The organism is Pedobacter sp. MC2016-14 (assembly GCF_020991475.1).
In the GTDB taxonomy this organism is placed as follows: domain Bacteria; phylum Bacteroidota; class Bacteroidia; order Sphingobacteriales; family Sphingobacteriaceae; genus Pedobacter.
The window spans coordinates 2347356-2373802 of the sequence record NZ_JAJMPA010000001.1 but is presented as its reverse complement, the minus strand read 5'-3'; the positions used below and the strand labels follow the sequence as shown (position 1 = coordinate 2373802).

General features: G+C 39.7%; 25 protein-coding genes and 1 tRNA gene. 6 read left to right on the top strand and 20 right to left on the bottom strand.

Annotated features, from left to right (window positions below):
- Positions 1-74: 74 nt before the first annotated feature.
- The 6 genes from LPB86_RS09945 to LPB86_RS09920 form a co-directional block, all read right to left on the bottom strand.
- Positions 75-1592, bottom strand: a complete 1518-nt coding sequence (locus LPB86_RS09945; protein WP_230643059.1) for a hypothetical protein — start codon at positions 1590-1592, stop codon at positions 75-77.
- A gap of 3 nt (positions 1593-1595) precedes the next feature.
- Positions 1596-2984: a toll/interleukin-1 receptor domain-containing protein gene (locus tag LPB86_RS09940; RefSeq protein ID WP_230643057.1), complete on the bottom strand. Its 1389-nt coding sequence runs from the start codon at positions 2982-2984 to the stop codon at positions 1596-1598.
- 378 nt (positions 2985-3362) lie between these two features.
- Positions 3363-3503: a hypothetical protein gene (locus tag LPB86_RS09935; RefSeq protein ID WP_230643055.1), complete on the bottom strand. Its 141-nt coding sequence runs from the start codon at positions 3501-3503 to the stop codon at positions 3363-3365.
- A gap of 284 nt (positions 3504-3787) precedes the next feature.
- Positions 3788-3867, bottom strand: a tRNA-Leu gene (locus LPB86_RS09930).
- Between the two features lie 88 nt (positions 3868-3955).
- The gene (locus LPB86_RS09925) at positions 3956-4258 is read right to left on the bottom strand and encodes a DUF3817 domain-containing protein (protein ID WP_230643052.1); all 303 of its coding nucleotides are present in this window, start codon (positions 4256-4258) and stop codon (positions 3956-3958) included.
- A gap of 95 nt (positions 4259-4353) precedes the next feature.
- The gene (locus tag LPB86_RS09920; RefSeq protein ID WP_230643049.1) at positions 4354-5262 is read right to left on the bottom strand and encodes an EamA family transporter; all 909 of its coding nucleotides are present in this window, start codon (positions 5260-5262) and stop codon (positions 4354-4356) included.
- A gap of 146 nt (positions 5263-5408) precedes the next feature.
- Between LPB86_RS09920 and LPB86_RS09915 the strand changes: the two genes are divergently transcribed.
- Complete coding sequence (locus tag LPB86_RS09915) at positions 5409-6497, top strand: hypothetical protein (protein WP_230643046.1); 1089 nt, start codon at positions 5409-5411, stop codon at positions 6495-6497.
- Between the two features lie 19 nt (positions 6498-6516).
- Here LPB86_RS09915 and hscB read toward each other — a convergent pair whose 3' ends face one another.
- The 13 genes from hscB to LPB86_RS09850 form a co-directional block, all read right to left on the bottom strand.
- On the bottom strand, positions 6517-7050 hold the full coding sequence (gene hscB, locus LPB86_RS09910) for a Fe-S protein assembly co-chaperone HscB (protein WP_230643043.1): 534 nt from the start codon (positions 7048-7050) through the stop codon (positions 6517-6519).
- A gap of 6 nt (positions 7051-7056) precedes the next feature.
- Positions 7057-8388, bottom strand: a complete 1332-nt coding sequence (gene rseP, locus LPB86_RS09905; RefSeq protein ID WP_230643040.1) for an RIP metalloprotease RseP — start codon at positions 8386-8388, stop codon at positions 7057-7059.
- A gap of 44 nt (positions 8389-8432) precedes the next feature.
- Complete coding sequence (locus tag LPB86_RS09900; protein ID WP_230643037.1) at positions 8433-9584, bottom strand: 1-deoxy-D-xylulose-5-phosphate reductoisomerase; 1152 nt, start codon at positions 9582-9584, stop codon at positions 8433-8435.
- Between the two features lie 17 nt (positions 9585-9601).
- The gene (locus tag LPB86_RS09895) at positions 9602-11101 is read right to left on the bottom strand and encodes a GH3 auxin-responsive promoter family protein (RefSeq protein ID WP_230643034.1); all 1500 of its coding nucleotides are present in this window, start codon (positions 11099-11101) and stop codon (positions 9602-9604) included.
- A gap of 6 nt (positions 11102-11107) precedes the next feature.
- A complete protein-coding gene (locus LPB86_RS09890; RefSeq protein WP_230643031.1) occupies positions 11108-11983 on the bottom strand; it encodes a hypothetical protein in 876 nt (291 codons plus the stop codon).
- On the bottom strand, positions 11980-12948 hold the full coding sequence (locus LPB86_RS09885) for a glycosyltransferase family 2 protein (RefSeq protein ID WP_230643027.1): 969 nt from the start codon (positions 12946-12948) through the stop codon (positions 11980-11982). Before LPB86_RS09885 ends, LPB86_RS09890 begins: the two co-directional genes overlap by 4 nt.
- Before the next feature lie 3 nt (positions 12949-12951).
- Positions 12952-13902 (bottom strand): glycosyltransferase family 2 protein, encoded by a 951-nt coding sequence (locus tag LPB86_RS09880; RefSeq protein WP_230643024.1) that lies wholly within the window; start codon positions 13900-13902, stop codon positions 12952-12954.
- Positions 13903-13908: 6 nt separating this feature from the next.
- Positions 13909-14451: a DUF4199 domain-containing protein gene (locus LPB86_RS09875; protein ID WP_230643019.1), complete on the bottom strand. Its 543-nt coding sequence runs from the start codon at positions 14449-14451 to the stop codon at positions 13909-13911.
- 4 nt (positions 14452-14455) lie between these two features.
- Positions 14456-15133, bottom strand: coding sequence for a hypothetical protein (locus LPB86_RS09870; RefSeq protein ID WP_230643016.1), 678 nt, complete (start codon positions 15131-15133; stop codon positions 14456-14458).
- The gene (locus tag LPB86_RS09865) at positions 15123-16388 is read right to left on the bottom strand and encodes a dihydroorotase family protein (RefSeq protein ID WP_230643013.1); all 1266 of its coding nucleotides are present in this window, start codon (positions 16386-16388) and stop codon (positions 15123-15125) included. The genes LPB86_RS09870 and LPB86_RS09865 overlap by 11 nt, the downstream gene beginning before the upstream one ends.
- Positions 16385-18430, bottom strand: a complete 2046-nt coding sequence (locus tag LPB86_RS09860; protein ID WP_230643009.1) for a BatA domain-containing protein — start codon at positions 18428-18430, stop codon at positions 16385-16387. Before LPB86_RS09860 ends, LPB86_RS09865 begins: the two co-directional genes overlap by 4 nt.
- A gap of 12 nt (positions 18431-18442) precedes the next feature.
- The gene (locus LPB86_RS09855; RefSeq protein WP_230643006.1) at positions 18443-20032 is read right to left on the bottom strand and encodes a L,D-transpeptidase family protein; all 1590 of its coding nucleotides are present in this window, start codon (positions 20030-20032) and stop codon (positions 18443-18445) included.
- A gap of 342 nt (positions 20033-20374) precedes the next feature.
- Complete coding sequence (locus tag LPB86_RS09850) at positions 20375-21013, bottom strand: DUF6266 family protein (protein WP_230643002.1); 639 nt, start codon at positions 21011-21013, stop codon at positions 20375-20377.
- Positions 21014-21452: 439 nt separating this feature from the next.
- On the opposite strand from LPB86_RS09850, the gene LPB86_RS20955 reads away from it, so the two are divergent.
- Entirely contained in the window at positions 21453-21827 is a 375-nt protein-coding gene (locus tag LPB86_RS20955; protein ID WP_370632816.1) for a zeta toxin family protein, read from the top strand.
- Position 21828: 1 nt separating this feature from the next.
- Positions 21829-22017, top strand: coding sequence for a hypothetical protein (locus LPB86_RS09840; RefSeq protein WP_230642999.1), 189 nt, complete (start codon positions 21829-21831; stop codon positions 22015-22017).
- Positions 22018-22067: 50 nt separating this feature from the next.
- Here LPB86_RS09840 and LPB86_RS09835 read toward each other — a convergent pair whose 3' ends face one another.
- On the bottom strand, positions 22068-22892 hold the full coding sequence (locus tag LPB86_RS09835) for an energy transducer TonB (protein WP_230642996.1): 825 nt from the start codon (positions 22890-22892) through the stop codon (positions 22068-22070).
- A gap of 318 nt (positions 22893-23210) precedes the next feature.
- Here LPB86_RS09835 and hisG point away from each other — a divergent pair, with 318 nt between their 5' ends.
- Genes hisG through hisC form a run of 3 tightly spaced genes read left to right on the top strand, consistent with a single transcriptional unit; the run spans position 23211 to position 26438 of the window.
- On the top strand, positions 23211-24062 hold the full coding sequence (hisG, locus tag LPB86_RS09830) for an ATP phosphoribosyltransferase (RefSeq protein ID WP_230642992.1): 852 nt from the start codon (positions 23211-23213) through the stop codon (positions 24060-24062).
- A 37-nt stretch (positions 24063-24099) separates the two neighbouring features.
- The gene (hisD, locus tag LPB86_RS09825; RefSeq protein WP_230642988.1) at positions 24100-25386 is read left to right on the top strand and encodes a histidinol dehydrogenase; all 1287 of its coding nucleotides are present in this window, start codon (positions 24100-24102) and stop codon (positions 25384-25386) included.
- Entirely contained in the window at positions 25386-26438 is a 1053-nt protein-coding gene (gene hisC / locus LPB86_RS09820; RefSeq protein ID WP_230642986.1) for a histidinol-phosphate transaminase, read from the top strand. The genes hisD and hisC overlap by 1 nt, the downstream gene beginning before the upstream one ends.
- Positions 26439-26447 lie beyond the last annotated feature (9 nt).

Below are 26447 nucleotides of genomic sequence, written 5' to 3'. Positions count from 1 at the left end.
TATAAAAATGATGAACCTAAATTATTCAAATGTCTTTAGCTAGAAATACTATAATGCCAATAGATATTTAAGTGCTAAACATAATGTTTAAATGGGAGTATTGATGTGGTTACATTTTTACCAGCAGTAAGAACCTCACCAATCGAATCGGCGAAACGGAGTGTTACCGGTTGGCCATCAGCAAAAATACAAGCGTTATAATTCAATTTTGTTAATGCTAGAACGTCTTTACATACTTGTTCAATCGCTGCTTGACCTCGTGTTATTTCAACGACAATTGGATTTGGTGTTTCCAACCCAACTTGAGTTTGCAGCCTGGGTATAAATCCTTTAGTCCATAAGAAAGCTTTATTGGTTTCTATTTTCATTGTCATTCCTCTTGGAACGCAAAATGAATAATCTCGATATAACTTAAATTGTGAGGTGCTCTGAATACGAACCCCAATGATTTTAGATCGCCCTGCCGCCATTTCTGTAAAGCCCGTCCATTCGTCATCATCAAAAAGTGTTTTTGCATGAATAAAGACCTCTTTTGGATAATTTCCCTTCCCCAACTTTTCTTTAAACGCTTCCAATGATTGGCTGATCATATCTGCAGCATCATTTTTTGTGATGTGAAACTCTTTAGTTTCAGGATTGTACCAATCGCCAATATTACCTCGAAATACCATGCCATCGCCTGAGTCTATAAACATTTGTGCAGCACAACAGGCACTTCGATTCTGCGGATCATCATTTAGTTTCTTGTAAACCAATCCCAAATAACAAACATCTTCCCTAATGTCACCGAGACGCCAAGGGAGTCCGCCATTTTTGTAGTAAAGAGTTGTCGCTATATTCCATGCTTTTGCACTATCGAACACTCGTTGCTGATCTATTAGTTTTTCATCTTCCCATATTTCCTGATAACCAACGGTACTTTCTCGCAATATCTGAGTTACGATCTTATCGTTCAGCAATTTTGCTTTAATCTGATTGTGAAAATTCACCTCGTACTCGTAAGCCTCCTGCATTTGATTGAAAAAATCGAATAGAAACGGTTGCGATGAATTGCGTTCCTTTTTCTTTAGCCCTAAGCGGACATTTTGAGGGGATTTGGGAATTTTAGATTTAGGGCGTCCAAACTTGTATATATCATCTTGGATAATTAAGAACCAAACACTTACAGGGCGTTCTTCTTCCTTGTGATATTTTATTAGTTCGTCTGCAAACAAGTTTGATAGATTGTGCACACGCTGATGCCCATCTGAATATTGAAGATATTTATTTACCTCACTCTCCTTTACATCAATTTCGACAATATTATCAAAATTAACATGAATGCCAAAAGCAGCTTCAAGTCCAGGAAAGGAGGGCCTTGCGATATCGGCCTGCAATGATCCCACAGGTTGATGTAATTTTCGGAGATAGGATTTAAGACGGTTGCGCTGGTTAATACAACCAACGATACCAATGTTTATTTGTCCCTTAATTTTATCCCGATCGTGTGGGCCGAATAACATCAATCCATCCCTTGGATCAGCCGTCCGCTGATTGTATCCAAATGACAATTCCGGCTCATTTATGAAAAATAATTCAGGTTCTATCAACATAACTTATTCTTGCTCTTGGATAAAGTCTTCTCTTTCATCATCTATAAAAAGCTCTTGACGCTTTAAATCTTTAGGGTCAAAATACCCATAATCTGACCAAAACATTTCCAGTGACGGTTTCATCACAATGTCTGTTTCTGTACCTGTCTTTAGAATGATTTCACCTTCGCTGTCACCAAGGCTTTTAATAAAGGCAAGAAGTAAATCACGCCATTCCTCATTAAACATTCGTTTGCCCTTTTTACGCCTATGTGTATGCTGAAGATCTTTGTCATCTATTGCACCATATCCACTTTTAGTAAAGATCAAATGGCTTCTCAAATGGAAACCGAGGAATGGCGACAATGCAGGCTTTGCCGAGATTGCAAAATGCCATTTTCCAACTTCTAAATGTTTGCCAAGTAAGTTTTTTGTTTTGGGGCGGGCGTTTTCACGGTATGGAAAATCGAAGGTTACTTTAGATGTTGGTAAGCTGGTATAAGTATGATAATAGGCCATATTCTTATTTGACAAATCATACCAATACAATTGCTTGTTTTTAAAAAAGAGATGTAAGGTACGCTTAAAAAGCTTTTTAAAATGATTTTCGGCGTCGCGAAAAGACGGAAAACTTTCTTTTTCATATCCCTGGAGCAATTCGCTTATTGTAATCTCAAATACTTCATAAGGTAAAATAGAGGTATTACCGAAACTGTCAATAATTTTTGTATGAAGTCTTTTATTAAAGGTAGTAACACAATTGGCATCCTTAACCAACAAATAGTTTTCATTATCCGCAGCTACTTTATTCGCTTGTTTTTCATTTTTGTACCGCATGATGAAAAACGATTTTGGCATAGATTTGACACTCCACCAATTTGTATAATAAAGCTCCTTTTTTTCAATAATGGGGTTTTTTACAAGATAATTATTTAAATACCACTTAGCAGCTTCATCCAATTCATGAATATCTGTCACTGGGACATTATCTCTTACTAGCTTTTTTTGAAGTGCAGTTAGTCCTTCAGCCCAATTTTCATTAAAGGGTATTTGGTTAAGATCTTTTGCCCCTGGAAAAAGATTATACCCTGAATCATCCATATGCAGGATAATAAAGAAATCGTTTAGTGTTTCATTCTTAATAACATCTTTTGCAAAATCAATCTCCTTTTGAATACCTCCTTTTATTTCTTCGCTATCTGGATAACAGATATTTTTAGAATAAACCAATAAAAACTTTACTGCATTTATTTTAATAACTGATTCAATTGTTTCCCAAAAAGTTTCGCCTCCTAAAAGTTCTTTCTTATCAATCCAGACCTTATACCCTAATAACTCAAGTCTAGAAGCTAACCAAACAGTGAATTCATTATCCTCAGGAGTAGCATGACTTATAAAAATTGTATCTCTCATATTTTGGTTGGATATAGAACCCTAAAATTACATACTAAATCTATTAGTATTACGTATGTTGATAAGTATAATAGCTGTATCTTTAACAACTTGCGAACTTCAACAGTAATTTTTTATTAAATATTACAAATCATGATTACAACAACCGCAATATAACTCCTGAAAAAGCTCAACAAATCCTCGAAAAGCATGGCACTTTAGTTTCTATTGAAGAAGCTGAACGAATGCTTAGAACTATGTATGATTTTGCGACAATCGCTGCAAAGCAACTCGAAAGGGAAACCAAGGCTGCAAGCCTTAAGAAAAAGAGAAAGCCAAAAAGCATTTAGGCTCTTTGACTTTACAATTAAACTTTTGGAATTTTTCCACATTCACTGATTAATCCTTCGGCCTGTGCTTATGGGGTTTTAAATCAGGGTGTTTTTGCTTTGTCTCTGGTAAAACCTTTCTCCTTTTGTCATCTTGTCCATTATCTTTTTTAGGTTTGGGACCTGGTTTTATTGCTTGAACTTGTTCCATGATATTTTATGATTTAGTTACAGCCCAAATCTATCCAACAAAGTGTAAGATAATTTACGGATTCCCGTAGGAATGAAAAGTTCGGTAATCTTCTGCAGTACCGAAAATACTTTTTTGATGTGAAATGGTTTAAAATTCTCTGAAGCTAGAAGTTGTGATTTTTGGAAAACATGCCTAAAGCATAGGAAAACGGCATTTTGAAATTGCTCTAAAACAAGAAAAGTCCTCAATATAAATATTAAGGACTTTTCTTCGGTAATCTTCGGTAGTACCGAAGTTTTCTGTACCCAGTGCCGGAGTCGAACCGGCACGGTTTCCCACAGGTGTTTGAGACCAGCGCGTCTACCAATTCCGCCAACTGGGCATTTGCTATTAAGCGGGATGCAAATGTATAAATTCAGCCGTATATATCCAAGGCTTATTTTAAAAGATTTAGAAATAAATCAACACATTTATGCTTTCACCTGATCATCAGCACCTTCATGCAAGCGCTTTTCAACTATAAAAGGAGCAAAGGGCAATAAAGAAGCAAAGAGCACCAGGATGGTCTTCCCTATTTTCCATTTATATTCCATCCAGCACATGATAACCAGCATCACATACAATACAAAAAGTAAACCGTGCGCCCAACCTGTATATTTAACCGCCAATGGCATTCCTGCAAAATATTTAAGGGGCATAGCAATCAGCAATAGCGCCAGGTATGAAATACCTTCAGCAACAGCTATTTTTTTGAAAATGGATAGTGTATTCATAATTTAAGATTTAGCCAAAAATAAACAAAGCAAAACGGCTAAAGGAGGGAATATCTCTTTTTTACATTTTCTAAACACCTCAAAATTTAGCCCAATTAAGCATTAACCATGCGCAATTTTCTTTTCCCAAAAAGAGAAGAAGCATTAAAAACTACAACTGCGGCAAAGATGATCACATAGGCAGAAATTTGCAGAAGGCTGATCTCTTCCCGAAAAACGAAAAAAGCAAGCGCAAACGCAATAAGTGGGTTTAAATTTAACAACATTCCGGCAGTTGAGGAATTGAGCCCCTTTAGGGCATATAGGTTTAAAAAAAGCGGAATTATTGTAAAACCAATAGCAATGATCGATATGTAAAAATAGAAATCAAATGCCGTAGGCAATGTGGCGCTATATATCGGATAAAAAGGGAGCAACAACAAAGCAGCGCAAAGAAACTGACTACTTAACAAAATGAGTTTATCGAAACCTGTATTCTGCCGCTGGGCAATCAAATAAAGGGCATAAGATAACCCTATAATCAGGCTAAACACCATATCCATCAAATTACTGTAAGACAGTATAACGCAGCCCACAATACTTAAAAAGATAGCCAGCCATTGCTGCTTACTCAATTTTTCCTTCAAAATAACCCAGGCCAGTAAAGTAGTTAGAATGGGGCAAACCAGATAAGCCAACGATGTAGCTTTAACATTAATGTGGTTCATCACATAAATAAAGGAAAACCAGTTTGCCGTTAAAAGCACTCCTCCCCCAATATTTAACCACAGTACTTTACGCTTTTGAACCGACGATAAGCTTTTAAATAGAGCCACATTTTCTTTTAAAACTTTACGCTTAAACAAAAGAACGATGGCCGACATCACAACAGCACACAAAAACACGCGATAAAATAAGATATCAACCGAAGCATAAGCATGCAAAGGCTTTAATACAAGACTAAAAAAGCCCCATATCCCATAGGCTGTTAAAGCAGCAACGTAAAATCTAAGTAAAGGTTTCATATTTGTTGCCCACAAACATCGTAAAAATAATGCCATCATGAAGTCATGTTTAACGGAAGACAACTACCATCCCTTAATAAAAACATAACATAAAAAAACAGCTAAAATATCATACATTTGAGGTTATAAATACCAATTAACACCTCATGCAAAAACCTATACTATTCCAGTTCCTTGGTCTATTAATCTTTTGTAGCATCACAAATGCTGAAGCTCAAAGTAGCAATTCAATTTTTGAAATGACTGCTCCAAAACTCAAAATTAAGAACAGCCATTATAATAAATTTATCGTTCTGGACTCACGTGCAGATACTTCGTTAGGAATAGTACAAGTAGGATTGTTAAATCAAATGACCAAGGTTACCACCAGCCGTCCTTTAAAACAACAAATCGAGGATACGTTTACAGCGCTAACAGATTCATCTGCTTCATCAGGTACGCTTGTATTCCAGCTCCGTCAGCTTAATTTTACCGAAGTAACCAAAACTGCAAGTGAAACAGGATACTGCCAAATAAGGGCTAATTTATACCAAATGACTGAAGGACGTTATTTGGAACTGGAAAAGCTAGATACCCTGATTTCTTTCAATGCCATGGATGTTACCAGGCGTTTGTTCAAAAAAGGGAACGAAGTAATTACAAAATACATCGCTCAAAACCTTAGTCGCGCCCTGCCCAACAATACATTACTCAGTTACGAGGACATCCTTCAGGTAGACAGCATAGAAAAAAGCAAAATTATACTTTATACCAGCTTGCCTTTAAAAGATGGCTTTTATAAAAACTACCACTCATTTAAAAATCAGAAACCTGATTATACAAACGTAACCTGCATAACTGATCAAAGTACCATAAACATAAAGAGCATACTCGATGAGAATGGCAAAGCAGCCATGATAAATGAAAAATTTGCTGCTGTTTACCAGGGCAAACCTTATATTATCACTGAAAAGGGCATTTTGCCTTTGCAAAAAGAAGGAGACCTCTTTTACTTCACCGGATTATCTAAAGTGGGAAACAATACTGGTGCAATGCTGGCAACATCAGCTCTTTTTGGTCTGGTGGGTGCCTTAGTAGTAAACGACTTTGCCAAATATGAGTTTTTCGATATTAAGGTAGATCACCTTAACGGCTCATTTGTTCCTTTTCGTCAGGCCGACAAAGAAAAGTTTAGCAGACAGGGTAAATATGGCAAGATGCCCTCTCGTGTTTTCAAAGAAGATGACATGTATTAATCTTCTGCATTAAATAAAACTAACTCCCCGCTTCCATTTTAGCCAGGCTTTCGCGGATCCGTAACAAATACTTGTTGCGGTAATACAGATCTTTAATAACCAGCAAAGCTTGCTCCTGCTCAACAGCATCCTTACCATCAAATTCAGCAGTCAAGGCATTGAGTTCTTGTGTCAAGCCCTCTTCCACCTCGTCTATATCACGTTTTAAAGCATTAAGCTTTTCCGCATCAGGTTCAAACTGTAGCTCCATCAATGCCTCGTTCACATCCATCATCTCCATCAAAAAACTTTGTGGAAGCAGATGGTTTTCCCCCTCTACCAGCAAGCCCTTTAAAACAAGAATGTAATGCAAGCGCTTTTGCGCATCGCTCAATACTTGGTAAGCTTTATTGTTAAGTGTAGACAGCTCCAGCACCTCGTCCTGCTTTTCTATAAGCTCATTGATGTAAAAATCTGGATGGTACTTTTTACTGAGCTCGTAAAACTTTTGCTTTACGAGCTTTAAATCCGGATTAAAACTAAGTGGCAAGCCATAGAATTCAAAATAATCCATAACGGGCTACTTAAAAAATGCTTTGAAAATGTCGTTACCCAATACAAAAACCATCAGGCAAAGCAGCATTACAAAACCTACAATCTGCGCACGCTCCATAAACTTATCTCCAAGAGGTTTTCCTTTAACCATTTCAATCAACAAGAAAACCACATGGCCACCATCCAAGGCAGGAATAGGAAGTAAATTCATAAATGCCAACGCGATAGAGATAAATGCGGTAGAAGCCCAGAACCTGGCCCAAATCCACTCCCCACCATAAACCTTACGTGCAATCTCAACAGGACCAGAAAAAGCTTTATTCGGCTTAATTTTACCTGTTAACACTTTCCATATCCCTTTACCATTATCGGCAAAGGTTTTCCATGCCTGTGCAGCACCAATAGGCAAAGCCTCAAAAAAACCGTATTTGATCGTTTCTTCCTTAATCTCACTGGCATCAAACAAGATTCCGATTTTACCAGCCGTATCAACCGCAACGTTAAAATCTTTTACCTCGCCAGCTCGGTTAATTCCAAAAGCAACAGTTTTACCCTTATATTTTTGAATCTCCTGCCTTACATCTACATCGTACTTTACAGGCACAGCATTAATGGTTTCAATTTGATCACCCACTTTAAGACCGGCCTTTGCAGCAGCCAAAGTAGGCGGCACACTATCAATACGGGTAGACAATAATGGCGTGCGACTAATAAAAGCCTCTATACCCAAATCAGAAACTTTATTCAGAATGTTATCCGGAACCTTAATTTCCTGTGCTTTTCCCTCACGTAAAACAGTCAGCGTAGTATTACCCAACAATACTTTAGAACTGATCAGCTCATCAAAACGAATCACCTTCTTACCGTTTACGGCAACTACCCTATCCCCTTTTTTAAGTCCAATTTCCTGACCAATCTCTCCTGGATTAATTCCCCTGGTTACAGAACTGTTGGCAATGTAAGTTTCGCCATATTTAAACATGAGCATCCAGAATATAAAGATCCCCACTACAATATTTACAAACACCCCACCAAGCATTACTACCAATCGCTGCCAGGCTGGTTTAGAACGAAATTCCCAGTCCTGTACAGGCTGTGCCATTTGTTCCGTGTCCATAGACTCGTCAATCATACCGGCTATCTTTACATAGCCTCCCAATGGCAACCATCCTATACCGTATTCTACATCGCCCTTTTTATAGCTGAACAACTTAACGTTCCAGGCATCAAAAAACAGGTAAAATTTTTCTACTTTAATACCGAAGGCACGCGCCGCTATAAAATGTCCTAACTCGTGTAAGACTACTAATATTGATAATCCCAGCAGCAACTGGGCAGCCATAATCAGTCCGTTCATATATTATTTAATGTTTTTGTATGTTAATGTTAGATAGAAAAATTTTATTTAGTTACTAGACTTGCGGCAAATATACGTGTATGTTGGTCGGTTTCTAAATAATTATTCAGACCAGGAGCGGATACAAAAGGAATCTCCCCCATGCAATGTTCAATAACGTCGCTCATTTCCAGAAAACCTATTTTATCCTGTAAAAAAGCTTCCACCACCACCTCATTTGCAGCATTAATGATACACGGCATATTTCCCCCGCGGCGTAAAGCATCGTATGCAAGTCCCAGATTGCGGAAGTTTTCCATATCGGGCTTATAAAAACTCAGCTCAGGATAATCCATAAAATTAAACCTCGGGAATTCACTGGACGCCCGCTGCGGATAAGCCAGGGCATAATGAACAGGCAACTTCATATCAGGCAGGCCCATTTGCGCTTTCATAGAGCCGTCTTTAAATTGTGCAATAGAATGAATAATAGACTGTGGATGCACAATAACATCAATCTGATCCATTTCCAGATCAAACAACCATTTCGCTTCAATTACCTCTAGTCCCTTATTCATCAGCGAAGCAGAATCTATCGTAATCTTAGCCCCCATAACCCAGTTGGGGTGCTTTAAAGCCTGGGCCTTGGTTACACCCAATAAAAAATCCCTGTCCCGGCCCCTGAAAGGTCCACCAGATGCCGTTAAGTATATTTTTTCAATACTTTCATAATCTTCCCCTACCAGGCACTGAAAAATTGCCGAATGTTCAGAATCTACCGGAACTATGGTGACCCCGTGCTCCCTGGCAAGTTGCGTAATCAGTTCACCCGCCACCACCAATGTTTCTTTATTGGCCAGTGCAATATCCTTTTTGGCCTCAATAGCCGCAATAGTAGGCCGTAAACCCACAGCACCTACAATAGCAGTAAGTACCATTTCTGCAGCCGGAAGGCTTGCCGCTTCACACAAAGCAGCCTCCCCAGCCAGCACTTTGATGCCCGTACCAGAAAGTCCATCTTTAACCGCAGCATAATGGTTTTCATTACAGATCACTACAAGTTCTGGTCTAAACTCCAAAGCCTGGGCAACCAATAACTCTGCATTAGATTGAGCAGTAAGTGCAGCAACGGTATACAAGGCCGGATTTGCCCTGATCACCTCAAGGGCTTGTGTGCCAACAGAGCCTGTAGAGCCTAATATAGATATATTTTTCAATGTGATGTATTCGCTAATTAAATCGTAAAACTACTTAAACTATCCGCAATCTTCCTGTCGTTGGCTAAGCGGGGAACCTTATTTTGTCCACCCAGCTTACCTTCTGCACGCATATAGCTTACAAAAGCATCCTTCTGCAAAGATCGGATGATAAGAGGCTGCAATATTTTTCCTTCAATCAGGTCAAAATAATAGATGTTCTTCAATTGAAGCGCCTGGTCAACTTTCCTGCTAAAAGCCAGCAAATCTTTGGGCGGATTGGAAAATTCAACAAACCATTCATGATAAGGCAATTCGCCAGCTTCAGGACTCACCTGCGGCGCAACCGTAAATTCAGTAATACCTACCCCCTCTTCATTAGCTACGCTTAGTAAAGCATGCTCCACTTCTTCCCCAATTACGTGTTCGCCAAAAGCAGAAATGAAATGCTTAATACGACCGGTAACCAGAATTTTATAAGGATTCTTAGACACAAACTTAATGGTATCGCCAATACTATAGCCCCATAAACCCGCATTGGTATTTAAAATAAGGGCATAATTCTGGTTCAACGCCACCTCTCCAAGGCTCAATCTTGTGGGCTCATCGTTGTAATATTCATCTGCAGGAATAAACTCATAAAACATACCAGCGCTGGTTAGCAACAACAAACTTTTGTCCTGCTGACTATCCTGATAAGCAATAAAACCCTCCGAAGCTGGATAAGTCTCTATGCTATCTACCTTCCTGCCAATACTAGCCTCTATTTTTGCACGGTAAGGTTCAAAATTTACCCCGCCATACACAAACAACTGAAAATTCTTAAAAATCTCTTTGATCTTTTTACCAGCCGACTTTTCGCCAAGCTTGTCAAAATACATCTGTACCCATGGTGGTATTCCAGAAATCAGGGTCATATTTTGATCAATCGTCTCCTCAACAATAGCATCAACTTTCTGCTCCCAGTCCTCAATACAATTGGTAGCATAAGATGGCAGGCGGTTTTTTTGCAAATAAGCAGGTACCAGATTGGCAACAATACCAGATAAACGGCCAACATTAATACCGTTCTTTTTATGCATCACCGGGCTTCCTTGCAGAAAAATCATCTTACCGTTAACAAAATCAGCCCTACCCGTTTCGTGAATATAGCTCAACAGTGCATTCCTGGCTGCCTTGATATGTTCTGGCATAGACTCCTTAGAAATAGGAATATACTTGGCACCAGAAGTAGTGCCCGATGTTTTGGCAAAATAAGCAGGCTTTCCTTTCCACATTACATCGGCCTCCCCCGCAATCACACGCTCAATATATGGACGTAAAGCTTCGTAGTCCCTAACTGGAACCCGCTGCTTAAAATCTTCATAGTTCCTGATCTGCTCAAACTGGTGGTCTTTCCCAAAGGCTGTAGATGCAGCATCATTAACCAGCTGTAACAAGGTTTCCTGCTGAGCCAGCACCGCCCTCTTTTTCCATTTTTGAATCCCCCGCAGCACAAAGGCAGCAAAAGGCTTACTTAAGGCCGCTTTTAATCCCATTTCTACTTAAACCAGGTTATGAATAATATCAGGATGTTCATCTCCGTTATATTCGCTCATAATTTTACGATAAGCAACCGCAAAAAAAGCAGTTGTAAATGGTACAATAATAAATGAACTGAAGATCACTACAATCAGCGAAATGTATTGGTAATAATCGTAATCAAAAAAGAAGTTGATCAGGCGAAATCCTGTCATCACCACCACATAAAAAAAGGCAAATACAACCACCTGAACCAGCACCAGTCCCAGTAAGATAAATAGCAATTTAATGAAATTCCCCTTTGTGGTAGCCAAACTTAATTTTATCGCATCAAATGGCGTAGCGTGTTTATCAATGATAAAAAATGGAAAAAACACAATCCTGATGAAGGTGAAAAATATACTCAGGATGCCAATGGCAACCGCAATGTTTACAATGACCTCACCAGCAACGGTAAAGTTATCAATCAGCCCCTGGCTAACGGCAAACTTCAAAATCAAATCCAATATATAAAGAACAGGCATCAACAAAACACCTACTAAAAATATGCTCAGGCCAAAATAAACAGTCGCAATCAAAAAGCGGATAATCTCTGCCCTGGTCGGCAATGTTTCCACAATCAAAATATCACCGTTATCATGATCCAGCAAATGGAAAATATACTTAATAAGGCAAAGTTCAACGATGCAATAAAACATGATAAAAATCAGCATCATTACAATTTTAATCCCTACATGCAGTTCGCCCATAAAAAAGGCCATTAAAGTAGATACCGATGCGGTAATAAAAACCAGAAAACATAAGGTTGCAATAGAAAAATAATTGTCCCAGGTTACTTTCCAGGCATGTGTAATTACCTCCTTAACGGTAAAGGTACTTTCCTTTAAATAATTTATCATTGTTGTTTCAGTACTATTCTCTTAAAAAAGTCCTGCATAAAGCCCAGGCCATAAGCTGTTAATTGTATAAACGCTGCAATGATACTTAAAAATGCAACGCTGGCAGATTTATTCACTTTCCAGGAATGTAAAAATATCATCAGGAAATAAACGAGTATACCTGCATTACAAATATAAGCTAATGGTGGATATATTAGGTTTAGCAGTAAAGTAAACAAAAAACCCAGCGTAAATACTGCTGGAAAAAAATGGACCAACTTTAGTTCAGCCGGAAAGTGCTTATAAATATTGATCCTTGCCCTGCCAAAAAAATGCAACTGTTTGTAAAACTGTAAAAAACTTGTCCGGCGTTTATGATAGACTTTGGCACCCGGTATCAATCCTATTTTGTAACCACGGCTGTGTATCCTGATGCTATATTCAATATCCTCGCCCAGGCGGGTAAGTATAAATCCACCAACATTTTCCCAAACCTCCCTTGAAACGCCCATGTTAAAACTACGGGGATGAAACTGCCCGATGTGTTTGGCATTGCCCCTGATGCCACCAGTGGTAAAAGGCGAGGTCATGGCATAGCTAATGGCTTTTTGTACCGGAGTAAAGCTTTCATGCGCGGCATCCGGGCCACCGTAGGCATCCAGTTGATGCTCAAAAAGATAATCACGCACAATTTCCAGGTAGTCTTCAGGAATCAGGCAGTCCGAATCAAAGATGACAAAATAATCGCCCTTAGCCCTTTCAAAACCATAATTACGGCTAAAACCCTGGCCCTCGTTGGGCTTAAAAAAATAGTGAATGTCCAGCTTATCCGCATATTGCGCTACAATGTCCTTTGCATCCTGCACAGAACCATCTTCTATCACCAAAACCTCAAACTGCATGTAGGTTTGTTTGGTTAAGGTGTACAGCAGCTCATTAATTTCCTGGGGACGGTTATACAGTGGTATGATGACAGAGAAAAACATGATTTAGCGCAGCTCCTTTTCGATGAGGTAATTGTTTCTTTCAGGCGCATTCCTGGTTACCAGCTCGGCAACAAAGCCCGTCAAAAACAATTGCGAACCCAGAATAATAGCCACCATCGCAATGTAAAACAAAGGTTGCTCTGTAATGTCACGGTAAGGAATGGCCTGCGATATGTGATACAATTTAACAGAGATCATCCAGATGGCGATAAAAGTACCCAATAAAAAACTCAGTACGCCCATAGAACCAAAAAAGTGCATTGGACGCTTACCAAACTTGCCCACAAAAAAGATAGACAATAAATCTAAAAATCCGTTTACAAACCTGCTCAAACCAAATTTAGTAACCCCATATTTACGGGCACGGTGCTCTACCACCTGCTCACCAATTTTTTTAAAACCGGCCCATTTCGCAATCACGGGAATATAACGGTGCATTTCTCCATAAACCTCAATGGTTTTAACCACCTCGTGGCGGTAAGCCTTTAAACCACAATTAAAATCGTTAAGCTGAATACCCGACATTTTACGCGTAGCCGCATTAAACAATTTTGTAGGAATGGTTTTAGTAATTGGATCATACCGCTTCTTCTTCCAGCCAGAAATGATATCCAGCCGTTCTTCCTTTAGTCTGCGGTACAGTTCAGGAATTTCATCCGGACTATCCTGCAAATCTGCATCCATCGTAATGATCACATCACCCACAGCCGCCTCAAAGGCTACATTTAGTGCAGCAGATTTACCATAGTTCCTCCTGAATTTAATCCCCTTTACGGCAATAAATTCCTCTTTCAACCGCTCAATTACAGCCCAGGAAGTATCAGTACTCCCATCATCAACAAAAAGAATTTCATAGCTAAATCCATGAGCAGCCATCACTTTGGCAATCCATGAAGTTAGCTCCGGTAAAGACTCATCTTCATTATATAGAGGGATAACAACAGAAATATCCATGCAGGTTTAAATGTTAAGGGGTTTTTCTGATTTTACAATCGCAGCACCGATCAAGCTTACAATTAAGCCCAATACTGTGTACATAATAGCGGCACTAAAACCAATAAAAAAGGGCATATACGAGCGCATCATTTCAACAGCCCTAATTTTTTCACGGTCGCCTTTCGCAGCAGCAATAGAAATGTCCATCAATTGTGAAAATGCCGCCCGGTCTAATACCAAATAGTAAAAAACGAGTAAAATACCGATAAATAAGCCGGCATAAGCCGCCACTTTAAAACCAGCAGAAAAGGCCTCTTTAAAACTGATGTAATTATCCAGTTCTTTTTTAAATACACTTTGAACATACACAACTGCCAGAATAAAGGGAACATAAGAAGCCACTTGGGCAACTGCCTTTTCCAGCGTACTGATATCAGGATTATTGGTATCAATACCAAGCCACTTTAGCAGGTAAATAAGCACCAGAAAGTAAGCCGTATATGCGAGTGCAGTTTTAAAGGCAAGCATATTGGGCTTCTTCTCCACAGCAATAGGAAATTGCTCCATATCTCTATTTATTGGTGTTAAAGGCTGCAATTAAGGCATAAACAGCAACTTCAAATTCTTTATTCTGACTAAACTTGTCTAAATCTGCAAAGGCCTGGTCCTTACCTTCGGGCTGGTTAAAGAAACACATAAAAGGAACAAAAAGCTCCTCCATCTCTTCATTAATTTCAATCATGCCCGCATGGCTACAAATATCTTCGATACTGCTGTCTGCCAATTGCTGGTTGCTGATCAGGTCTTCATAAATTTCAAATTCATCCTGAAAATCATCTTCTTCAACCAGTAAAAATTCTTTTAGGAAATCGTCCAGCTCAGGTTTAATATTTTCATCGTGACATTCGTTGATGTACAACAACAAGTTCAGCAATTCTGTGCCCCTGTCTATCGTTTCATCCTCAATGCTCTCCCATTCCTCGGACTCCAGGTAATCTTCATTTTGTAATTTCACATCACTGGCAAAGAAATTGATCATCAGCAAATCAAAATATACTTCCCGAAGTTCCTCAAAACGACCATGATCATCAAATACAGCATCAAATGCTGCAATTTTATCCATGAAGTCTTCATGTTCAGAATTAAAAACATCAAACAATTCTTGTTGAACTGCAGTAACGTCTTCCTTAATTTGTAATGCAAATTTATCTAATGACGCACTCAGCGCACGCTGTACTTTATGATCCATATATTTTAAATTGTTGATGATTATATACCAGTTTAACCTTGCCCTTAAGGGTTTTGTTTAACAATGGCGAATTACTTGATTTTGATTGATTAACAGCTGCCGTGTATACCCATTCTTCAGCAGGATTAAATACGGTGAAATTAGCCGTGCTGCCCTCTTCAATTACCGGAACCGGAAGGTTTAAGATCTTTCTTGGCGCGATAGAAAGTTTAGCCGCAATTTGCTGCGCATCCAGGCCTGCCTTAAGCAACAAAGGAAGTGCGGTTTGCAAAGCGATGATTCCATAAGCAGCAATTTCAAATTCCACGGCCTTAAATTCTATTTCATGCGGGCGGTGCTGCGCACTAACTGCATCAATTGTGCCATCCTTTAAACCTGCAAGTAATGCTTTCGCATCAGATTTGCCACGCAAAGGAGGTTTTACTTTATAATTACTGTCAAAGTCATTCAGCAGCTCTTCCGTAAAAACCAGATGGTGTGCCGCTACATCGCAGCTAATTTTTACCCCATCTTTTTTAGCTTTCTTAATCAGGCTTACCGCTCCCGCAGTAGAAATGGTATTGATGTGGATAGGCGCATCATGATAAGTGGCCAAAAAGATATCTCTGGAAATGTGCATCTCCTCTGCCAATGCAGGCATGCCCTTCATGCCCAGCAATACACTGGTAGCACTTTCATTAACCTGTGCTTTACCTGCCATAGATTTATTTTCCGGATACACCATCAACAAACCATCAAAGCCTTTTGCATATTGTAAGGCCCGGCTCATAAAACCATCGTCGGCAATAGCCTTGTTCCCGTCAGAAAATGCTACTGCTCCCGCCTGCTGCATATCATACAACTCGGCAAGTTCTTTTCCTTCCAAATCTCTGCTTAGTGCACCTATGGGATGTACATCAACCAGGTTATTTTTAGCTTTATTGATGATGTAGGCAACTTCAGCTTTAGAATGGATAACCGGATAGGTATGTGGTAAAACTGCCAGCCCGGTAAAACCACCGGCTGTAGCTGCAGCCGTGGCCGACTCGATATCTTCCTTAGTTTCAAATCCCGGATCTCCTACAACGCAATTGAGGTCAAAGAAACCCGGTGACAAATAACAACCCTTGCCGTCAAAAACTTCCTCTCCTTTTAAGGGAGTAAGTTGATCAGAAACTGCAGTGATTTTTCCCCCTACTACTCGTACATCACATATTTTTTGATTGAAACTGCTGTTAGGGTCTGCTATCGTTACATTGCTGAGGAGAAGATTCATGAATTTGATATTGTTTTAGTTTTGTTATAAAATCGGATCAGAAGTATTTCCAGGCCTAAAAAAACAGCACACAAAATTAGACAAAGTTTCCATAATTCAGTGCTGTTATTTTTTGCCGCTGTGGCCGTAGCCAGACTGTCGCTTTTCGTATCATAAAAACCGACATCTTGCTTAGGAAATAAATTTTTTAAGGTTTGTGCTGAAGCATATTTCATGTCAGATTCTGCCCTGCTGGTATTAAAGGCAAAAACAGCCATTGTAGCCTCTGCCTTTTTTAGTTTATAAAAACCAGGTTGTTTAACCTGATCAGCAATATACAGTGAGGTATTTCCGGGTTGCTGCCTTAATTCAGGAATAGCATCCATACCATTGCCACTTAGTTTTAGAGATTGGTTGGCGTTAAGAGTAATCTTGTTACTTTGCAACAATTCATCTTTGCCTAAGGTATAATACAAGGACCGCGTTCCCGCACTGCCAAAAGCAATCTTGTACAAGAGCGGCACAAAAACAGGATGCATAGGCAGGTTACTGTCTTTTACGTTCAAAGCGGTAGCACATAAAAAGACTTTACCAGTCCAGGCACTAAATTGTGCAAAAAACAGCTTTTTCAGCGGTAGTTGCAAAATATTCAATTGATCTGCCTTTTGTTGCTCAACATATTCAAAATAACGGTTTACCTTCGGTAAGTCTATTGTTTTGGGAAGCTCCTCAAAAACGTCCTTAAAAACCTCATGTTTCAGATCAATAGCATTCACCATCACAGGGGCAGTCGTTAATTTAGAAACAGCAGGTAAGCCTAAAGTCTTCAAAAAGCTGCTGTACAAATTTTGGTCCCCGTCCAAATCCGGAAAAACAACTACCGTACCTCCATTCTTTAAATACGTACTCAATTCTTGCGCAAGACCAGATGAAGGTGTAGTCAAGCCATTTAGCACAATCAGCGGAAATGAAGAAAATGTGGTGTACCCAATATTAGATTCCGGCATTTGCGTCAGACTGAAATAAGCATCCGCAGAAAAAAGCGATTTTATATATGGCCCCGATTCTTTCCCGTCAATACTCAATACATTCATGTGCTCTGCCACCTCAAAGGTAAAAAAGAGCTGATCATCAAAGGTTACAGGAAAATCTTTCAAACTAAGTTGCCCCTCCTGCCATCCCGCCTGCAAATTGCTAAACAGCAAGGTATCTTTTACCGAACCGAACGCAGGAATATCCAATGTCCTTACCGCACGCTCCTTGCCATTTAAAACGAGTTTTACAGGAATACCTTTGGCTTCCTGACCCGTGTAGTTTTTCAACTGAACGACCAAACGTTCTGTTTCAGCCACTTTATGCAGGGGAGATAAAAACCATACACTATCTATTGCCACGTTGGGCAGTACGTTGGCATGGAGTTTAACTAGAGAAGTCCTGATTTCAGGATTACTTTCAATTTGGTCATGCCCGCTAAAACTCTCCTGAAAATCGGAAATGATATAGTTGAACCGGTTGTTGCCAGTAGAACCAGCATTAGACTGCCTGTTAAGCACCTGTTGCAAATTTCTTGTTGCTGATGAAATCTTAACCTCATCCAGCAGTTTTATAAATTCAGCAGCACTAACGGCACGTTGATGTCTGCCTTCAAAATCATTTGTCGTTAATTGAAACCTGTCGTTTACACCAAAACCTTTTACCAGCTCTTTTGCCCTTCTTTTGGCCTCATCCAAAAGGCTCCCCTCTTTATTCACAGCTTCCATACTGTAAGAGTTATCAATATAAATACCTACTACAGTATTTAGTTTTGCATCAATAGCGCCGTCAGCAGGAAAGTAAGGGCGTGCAAAAGCAAGTACCAAAAAGACAACAGACAAGATGCGGCTAGCCAAAATCAAATAATGTTTCAGCTGCGCACGGGATGAACTTTGTGCTTCAACCTCTTTTAAAAACTGTACATTACTAAAATATACTTTCTTAAACTTACGGAAATTAAACAGGTGAATGACAATGGGTATGGCGACGGCCAGCAGTGCAAAAAGAAAACCTGGATAGAGGAAATTCATTAAAAACCAAAGTTAGAGAAATTTTTGCAATTTACTCCAAAGGATTTCGTCCAAACCATAGATGTCCGGTCTAAACTCTATATGGCCGTTTTGAAACCATGCAGTGTGGTAATTAATCAATAAGGATACCGTAGGCTTTACAGAAAACCATTTTGGCTTTAACTGAAAAACGTTTACCGTATCTGCTTTTTTCTCTAATTTCTTTTGGTAAATGGCCATTTTGGTGGTGTCTAACGGCGGAAGGTTAATTTCCATCCTCAGCTTATCGTATTGAAATTTGTCGCCCAGCAAAAGTTCTGCAAATTCAAGGGGCTTTTCTACACGCACACAACCATGGCTAATGGCCCGGTTTTTTAAATTAAAAGCATATTTATTATTGGTATCGTGCAGATAGATGCTGGTACCGCTTTCAAACATAAACTTAAATTTGCCCATCGCGTTCCCATCTCCAGCACCTTGCTTAAACTGAAAAGGTAATTTTTGCCTCGGATATTTAGCCCATTGAATGGTATCCGGATCGTTGACTAATTTACCTTTATGATACACCCTCATGTTATTATTAGACAAATAGTAAGGATCTTTTAAAGCCTGGTAATAAATTTCGCTTTGCGCGATGCTCGCCGGAATATTCCAGATCGGATTTACCTGGATGGCATTGAGCTTACTAAAAAGAATAGGTGTTTCGTGATTTTTAGGTTTATCATCAAGATTGCCTGTTTTTAAAAATGTAGCAATCTTTGCTTGGTAATCCTGTTCCCGCTTTCCGCCCACACAAACTTTCATTTGAATTAACGTATCTGCTTCGTTCATCCATACCAGGGAAAAATCAGGAATATTTACCTGTACATATACAGGCCCGGTTTCCGGAAGTTTCCAGCGCAACCGCTCCAGGTTTATTTTAACTGTTTTTATAGCCTGCTCATCTTTTACAGTCGCCCCTTCATAAGCAGCCAATGCAGCTTGCAGTGCTAAATACTGACTGGATTTTGGCTGAATAGCAGATAATAAAGCAGCCAGGTCTTTAGTATCCAGCAACTTTTTAATGCTATTACTGTCGGGTCTTTTCACCTTAATGTAGTACCTGCTTAGTAATCCCCTGGGGTTGATGCAGCCAAAGTAGATGAAATTATGGTATTTTAAGGCCGACTCAGCACTTCTGATTTCAAGATCAGCCAACACAGGATAGAGTTCTTCAACAGTTTTAAATTTGTTGGCATCAAGTGCAGACAGCAGCCTGCTGAGGTCCTTTAAGCCAAAAATTTCAGGATTAAAACCGTGTTCTCGGCTTTTGCCAATATAACTTTTTAGCGTATCTAAGCCCCCGTTAACATAAAAACGAGTCACAAATGCCGGTTGCTGCTGTATACTTTCGTAGTAAAATTTTAATGTTAAAGGATTGGTTAGTTCAGTTTTCTGAGCTTCCAGCCTGCCGATAAACACTTTGTTATAAGCCGCTGTATCAAACTTTTTATAGAGCTTGTTGTCAAAATGCTTTGCCAGCACTAGCCCTATTTCCGGTGTCTCTTTAAACCAATCACAAGATTGAATTAGCAAGCACAATGCAATAACGATAAGAAAGGGAACTTTTAAAATGTTCTTCAAAGCGAAAATAATTTAGGCAAAAATACGGCTTTACAAACGTTCATGAGCAATAAAGTCAAATTAACCGTTACAGCTGTTTTAGCAATCATTGATCAGCCTTGATTAACTTCTACGTCAAAATTACCCGACTGTTTAGCAAGTTCAGTAATCCATTTCGCAACAATTGGCCCCTTTCTACCAGGTCGTACGGTAGAACTGATGATTTCAATTTATCCATGATCTTTATTTCACAAATAAACAAGGATCTGACGAAATGGTTTGTAATCGATAATGTACGCATGCAACAATGTCTCGTCCTGGATAGGCTATACATCTTGTGTGCTACATTAATAGAGTTTTACTTTAAGCTATTGTAATTTCACCCAAATACGTATTTGATGAAGATAGACTACCGTTAGCAGAAAAAAAGGTGAGGTAGCAATGAACCGAATGCCCGGCAAAAGATTCAGGCAACATCATCCTGGCCTGACAGTCGCCTCTCAATGCAGCTTGCCTTAAGTAGATAAATGATTTTTTTTCAGGGCAGTAAATAACCATGATTGCTTCATCATTTTCATTACAAAGCGGGGTGAAAGGGCCGTTTGTCCATTTGAAATCAATTGTTTTGCTTTCAAATGATTCCGCAACAGGGCTCCATGCACAAAAAAGATCACCCTTTGTAAATAGCAATTTTGGAAAATCTACCTTGTAGGCAGGTGCAATACCTGCGACTGCGCAACTCATGTTATAAGACAAGGCAGAATTCATCGGCGTCTTTTTATCACCATTTTTAAACCCTTTTACAACCAATTGGTTGATCGCCAATAAAAAATTTCTTAACAAGGCCATTTTCCCCTGTTGCTTTAACTGATTGTCACTAAATGGTACTATTCTTTCCTTGGGCAGACTCCTCATATAAGGGATTCCGCACCAGCTTGCACCGACTGCTGTACCAATCTTCCCCGAGAATGGGCCATTGATTCCTTCTGAATATTTTGCCATATCTATTTGTTTTTTAAATGTTTAACAATAGCACAAAATTATAGGATGTAGTAGATCTTTGCAAACGATTTGAAAAAATTGGCGGTATTTGTGGGTATTTGTCGGCATTTTGATAACTTTTGATCACTTTTGATAATTTTTGATAGTCATTAGATCCATTTAAAGGAAGCAATTTGAGCTCCTCCGGAACTTCGCCTCACTCTAAACACATTTCAGACACGTTTCCTTCACAAAACGGGTACTTTTTGTGAAGAAGAAGTGTCGGAAGAGTGTGCAAAGTGTGAAGAAATCCCGGATCAGCCCAAAAGCTTGTATTTTTATGCCTCTTTTGTGGTATTTTTATGTCGAAAGCGGATAATATTGCAGCTGGCCTATCTCCTTTCAATCCAGAAAGTGTTGCCCTTGATGCCGGGCGCATGATGTTAAAGCGTATCCAGGAATTGTAGCTCAGCAAGCTGATTTTGCGATTGAAACTACTCTTGCAACAAAAAGTTATGTTTCGTTAATTAAGCAAGCGCAAGCATTAGGCTACAGGGTGAGTCTTTTATATTTTTGGCTAAGTTCACCCAAAGTTGCCATTGAGCGGGTTGCTAAACGAGTAAGTAAAGGTGGCCATCACATCCCTTCGGAAACCATAGAACTTCGCTATCATCGAGGAATTTCGAATTTATATACACGCTACATGTCTATTTGTGATGAATGGACAGTTGTAAACAATATGAATCTTATTCCAGAAGTTATTGCTAAAAGTGATTCCTTTGGAAAATCAATTATTAATACCGAAATTTGGGACACTATCTTTAAACATCAATAGCATGAAAATAACTGAGTCTTTAATTCAAAATGGAACTTTTACTGAGAAGGTAATGCTTGGATTGAATATCGCCTTGCGGAAGATGACTGAAGAAGCTGCTTTAAATAACGAAAGTTTGGTTATTGGCGACAAAGATGGTAACGTAAAATCAGTTCCCGCTAAAGAACTGCTTAAAACTCTTCCAAAGTAGAGGTAAAATATGGGCAGCTTATTTTAGTTAGCCTAAGCTACCCATATTGCTTATTGCGCCAGATTAAAGCTGATGGGAATATTGTACTTAACACGTACCGGTCTGCCGTTTTGAATACCCGGAATCCAACGTGGGCTAGATTTTAACACCCGCATGGCTTCTTCATCTGTACCACCACCAAGTTTTCTATCAACTTTTATATCCGTCAATTCTCCATTTTTTTCAATGATAAAGGAAAGAAACACCTTGCCTTGCAAACCAATTTCTTGTGCGGCGGCAGGATATCTTACGGTTTTTTGAAGGTAAGCATAAAATTTCTGCATGCCACCAGGAAAGTCAGGTTGTGTCTCTAAAGCCTCAAATGGTACAAGATTATCACTCGTCCCTGTGGCTGCTGCAGCATTGTGACTAATACCTGTAGCGCCAGTGATCACAATTTCTCCATCATCTACACCGGCTATAGTTTTTAAACCCGGATTGGCATCTTTTAAATCTTTAACATCGGGCGCAACATCATCGGTTACTTTCGCATCTTCAACAACAATTGGTGGCGGAAACTTAATCTGGTTTTCTTTTGGTGCAGGCGGACTTACCGGTAGTGGCGGAGGTGCAATGGGATCTACTGCCGGAGGTGGGGCAATTTCTATAACAGTTGGGTCCTTAAAAGTTTCTATTGGCTCCGGCCCTTTAATCATAGCAATGATTTTTGGTGATACAAACAGCAGCACAAATACCACCGAAGTAAAAAACAAGGCTTTTGTGGTATTGCCAGAGCTTTCCTGGCGAAGCTGATACGCTCCATAACTTTTGTTTTTCTGATTGAACACAACGTCCAACCATTCTTTTCTGTGTAAATCAATCTTTGAGTCTAACATGGTTTTAATTTTTAGCTTAAAATATAAATTGTGAGACCCGGCCAGGTTTACTATAATGATGTTGGCAGGTTAAACATTCCATAACCAATACTCAAATTTGTTTTTTAACCAGTTTATTTTGGATTTATTAAATCGATTTATATATTTGCGCTTCCTCAATAAACATTGCTTTGTTGAATAAGGAATAAAAATATGAACAAACACTTGATCCATAGCTTACATTTGCACCATCGCCAGTTGGCGATGTATATGTAATGTTTTGTACTTCAAGACTTGTTTCCGACCTTTTTATTTTCTTATTTATTTTAAACTCAGCAATTGAAAACACTCAAAATAGCTATCCAGAAATCGGGTAGATTAAACGAAAAATCAGTAGAAATTCTTAAAAAATGTGGTTTGTCTTTTGAAAACTACAAAAGTTCCCTTATCTCTTCCGTAACTAATTTTCCATTGGAAATCCTCTTTTTAAGAGATGATGATATTCCGGAATATGTTCAGGATGGTATCGCAGATTTAGGAATTGTTGGTGAAAATGTAATCACCGAAACAGGTGCCCAGGTTACCTATTTACAGAAATTAGGTTTCGGAAAATGCACGCTTAAAATTGCCATTCCTAACGACAGCAACATCACCGAAATTGCACAATTGGAAGGCAAGGCTATCGCTACTTCTTACCCTGTAATTTTAGAAAAATACCTCAAAGAAAATAACGTAAATGCGCAGGTCCGGATGATCTCCGGCTCGGTTGAAATTGGTCCGGGTTTAGGATTGAGTGATGCGATTTGCGACATCGTTTCTACAGGAGGAACTTTAAAAAGCAACGGACTAAAACCATTTGCTGAAGTTATGAAATCTGAGGCTGTAATTATTGGCAGCGAAGGGTCAGAACTGAACCCTGAAGTACAGGAACTCATTCAGAGAATCCGCTCTGTACTGAAAGCAAATGAGACCAAATATGTGGTGCTAAATGTTGCCAAAACCAATCTTGAAAAAATTGTAAATTTACTGCCAGGTGTAAAAAGCCCTACTGTTGTTCCGCTGTTTGATGAGGACTGGGTTGCGGTTCATTCTGTAATTGCAGAGCACGACTTCTGGGAAAAGATCAACAGTCTTAAAGCAGCCGGAGCTGAAGGCATTGTGGTGATGCCGATTGAGAAAATCATCACCTGAGCGTATTAACCAATAGTTAATTACAAAATATAACAAATTGAAAATCTACACATATACCAACTTATCTAAACAAGAGATTGAGCAATTGAGTTTAAGACACCTGGAAGATGATGCCAGCATTGAGCAAAGGGTAAAAGCGATTGTAAATACAGTGAAGCAGGATGGGGACAAGGCCTTGTTCAGCTACGCCAGTGAATTTGATAAGGTGGAACTGGATTCACTTTTTATAGAGAAAGCTGAAATTGATGCCATCGCAAACACCATCCCTGATGATGCAAAAAAAGCGATAGATATTGCTTACAGCAACATTAAAACTTTTCATGCCGCACAAAAACAGACAGAAGAAAAGGTAGAAACTATGCCTGGTGTATCCTGCTGGCGGGAAACCCGGGCCATTGAGCGCGTTGGCTTATACATTCCGGGAGGTACAGCAGTATTGCCTAGTACTTTTTTGATGTTGGGCATACCAGCAGTACTGGCCGGATGCCAGGAAATTGTAGTTTGCTCACCCCCTCAAAAAGACGGCAAAACAAACTGTTATTTGGCTTATTGTGCCCAATTGCTGGGAATAGATCGGATTTACCTGATTGGTGGCGCTCAGGCCATCGCAGCTATGGCATACGGCACAGCAAGCGTACCGAAGGTATACAAGATCTTCGGGCCGGGAAACCGATACGTTACCCAGGCTAAGCAATTGATCCAGTCTACCACCATGACAGCGATAGATATGCCGGCAGGCCCATCAGAGGTTTTAGTGCTCGCTGATGAGACTGCCAATCCGTCATACGTCGCATCCGACCTGCTTGCTCAGGCTGAACATGGCGTTGATAGTCAGGCTATCCTCGTTGCCACCTCAACACAAATTATAGCTCAGGTTTTAAAAGAACTGGACATTCAGCTGAATGCCTTGCCAAGGAAGGCTCTTGCCGCTGAGGCTATCGCCAATTCCTATGCTGTATTGGTGGATAACCTGGCCGATGGCATGGAATACAGCAACGTCTACGGACCCGAGCACCTGATTCTGGCTACAACGGAGTACGAGCAACTTATTCCCCTGATTCACAACGCTGGTTCTGTGTTTTTGGGCAATTTAACGCCTGAAAGCGCAGGAGATTATGCTTCCGGAACTAACCATACCCTACCCACAAGTGGCTTTGCAAAAGCGTATTCAGGTGTTTCACTTGATTCTTTTGTAAAAAAGATCACTTTCCAGCACATCAGTAGCAGTGGTTTAGCTAATATTGGCCCCACTGTTGAAGTACTTGCCGCTGCAGAAGGCCTGCAGGCGCACAAAAATGCAATCACCATTCGTTTAAATTCCTAATGATAGACATTAACAGTTTACAACGCGAAAACATAAAAAACCTTAGCCCCTACTCTACCGCACGTGATGAATACAAGGGACAAGCAAGCGTATTTTTAGATGCCAATGAAAACAGTTTTGGTTCTCCGCTGGACCATGCTTACAACAGATATCCTGATCCATTGCAGCTGGACCTTAAAGATGCCATCAGCAAAATCAAGGGTGTGCCCATAGAAAATACCTTCCTTGGAAACGGAAGCGATGAAGCGATAGATTTGTTGTACCGTGCTTTTTGTGAGCCCGGAAAAGACAACGTAATTATCCTTCCGCCAACTTACGGAATGTATGAAGTTTCGGCGAATATCAACAACGTTGAAATCCGAAAAGTGAACCTGCTGCCGAGCTTCCAGCTAGACCTGCAGGGCATTGCCGAAGCGATAGATGAACGCACAAAACTCATCTTCATTTGCTCGCCAAATAACCCTACCGGAAACTCCATCAACCGCAGCGATATTGAAACCATTCTGGCCAACTTTAAAGGCATCGTGGTGATTGATGAAGCGTACATCAATTATGCAAAACAGAAGACTTTTATTCAAGAGCTAACGGAGTATCCGAACCTCGTTATCCTGCAAACTTTTTCTAAAGCCTGGGGACTCGCCGCACTACGTTTAGGCATGGCTTTTTCTGGTCGCCCGGTTATTGACATTCTTAACAAAGTGAAGCCGCCTTACAACATCAACCAGGCTACTCAGGATTTAGCTTTGAAGGCCCTTGAAAATTTAGAGCAGGTAAACGAATGGATTAAAATTACCGTGAGTGAAAGAGCTAAATTAACTGAAGATTTATTGGGCCTTGCCAGCGTAAAAAAAGTCTATCCTTCAGATGCTAATTTTATTTTGGTGAAAGTGGATGACGCTGCTCACCTGTACAATTCTTTGGTGGACCAGGGTATCATTACGCGTGACCGCTCTAAGGTGACCTTGTGCGAAGGATGTCTACGCGTTACAGTAGGAACACCAGATGAAAATGAAACTTTACTAGAAGCCTTAAAATTACTTTCTAACGCATAACCTTGCCAA

What these genes read in the sequence shown, in the direction of transcription:
- hisC (WP_230642986.1), top strand. Translation starts at nt 25,386, where the DNA reads ATGATAGACATTAACAGTTTACAACGCGAAAACATAAAAAACCTTAGC.
- LPB86_RS09840 (WP_230642999.1), top strand. Translation starts at nt 21,829, where the DNA reads ATGAAAATAACTGAGTCTTTAATTCAAAATGGAACTTTTACTGAGAAG.
- LPB86_RS09850 (WP_230643002.1), bottom strand. Translation starts at nt 21,013, where the DNA reads ATGGCAAAATATTCAGAAGGAATCAATGGCCCATTCTCGGGGAAGATT.
- LPB86_RS09890 (WP_230643031.1), bottom strand. Translation starts at nt 11,983, where the DNA reads ATGATAAATTATTTAAAGGAAAGTACCTTTACCGTTAAGGAGGTAATT.
- LPB86_RS09885 (WP_230643027.1), bottom strand. Translation starts at nt 12,948, where the DNA reads ATGTTTTTCTCTGTCATCATACCACTGTATAACCGTCCCCAGGAAATT.
- LPB86_RS09860 (WP_230643009.1), bottom strand. Translation starts at nt 18,430, where the DNA reads ATGAATTTCCTCTATCCAGGTTTTCTTTTTGCACTGCTGGCCGTCGCC.
- LPB86_RS09880 (WP_230643024.1), bottom strand. Translation starts at nt 13,902, where the DNA reads ATGGATATTTCTGTTGTTATCCCTCTATATAATGAAGATGAGTCTTTA.
- LPB86_RS09875 (WP_230643019.1), bottom strand. Translation starts at nt 14,451, where the DNA reads ATGGAGCAATTTCCTATTGCTGTGGAGAAGAAGCCCAATATGCTTGCC.
- rseP (WP_230643040.1), bottom strand. Translation starts at nt 8,388, where the DNA reads ATGAACGGACTGATTATGGCTGCCCAGTTGCTGCTGGGATTATCAATA.
- LPB86_RS09920 (WP_230643049.1), bottom strand. Translation starts at nt 5,262, where the DNA reads ATGAAACCTTTACTTAGATTTTACGTTGCTGCTTTAACAGCCTATGGG.
- LPB86_RS09870 (WP_230643016.1), bottom strand. Translation starts at nt 15,133, where the DNA reads ATGGATCATAAAGTACAGCGTGCGCTGAGTGCGTCATTAGATAAATTT.
- LPB86_RS09940 (WP_230643057.1), bottom strand. Translation starts at nt 2,984, where the DNA reads ATGAGAGATACAATTTTTATAAGTCATGCTACTCCTGAGGATAATGAA.
- LPB86_RS09865 (WP_230643013.1), bottom strand. Translation starts at nt 16,388, where the DNA reads ATGAATCTTCTCCTCAGCAATGTAACGATAGCAGACCCTAACAGCAGT.
- LPB86_RS09835 (WP_230642996.1), bottom strand. Translation starts at nt 22,892, where the DNA reads ATGTTAGACTCAAAGATTGATTTACACAGAAAAGAATGGTTGGACGTT.
- LPB86_RS09915 (WP_230643046.1), top strand. Translation starts at nt 5,409, where the DNA reads ATGCAAAAACCTATACTATTCCAGTTCCTTGGTCTATTAATCTTTTGT.
- LPB86_RS09895 (WP_230643034.1), bottom strand. Translation starts at nt 11,101, where the DNA reads ATGGGATTAAAAGCGGCCTTAAGTAAGCCTTTTGCTGCCTTTGTGCTG.
- LPB86_RS09935 (WP_230643055.1), bottom strand. Translation starts at nt 3,503, where the DNA reads ATGGAACAAGTTCAAGCAATAAAACCAGGTCCCAAACCTAAAAAAGAT.
- hscB (WP_230643043.1), bottom strand. Translation starts at nt 7,050, where the DNA reads ATGGATTATTTTGAATTCTATGGCTTGCCACTTAGTTTTAATCCGGAT.
- LPB86_RS09925 (WP_230643052.1), bottom strand. Translation starts at nt 4,258, where the DNA reads ATGAATACACTATCCATTTTCAAAAAAATAGCTGTTGCTGAAGGTATT.
- LPB86_RS09945 (WP_230643059.1), bottom strand. Translation starts at nt 1,592, where the DNA reads ATGTTGATAGAACCTGAATTATTTTTCATAAATGAGCCGGAATTGTCA.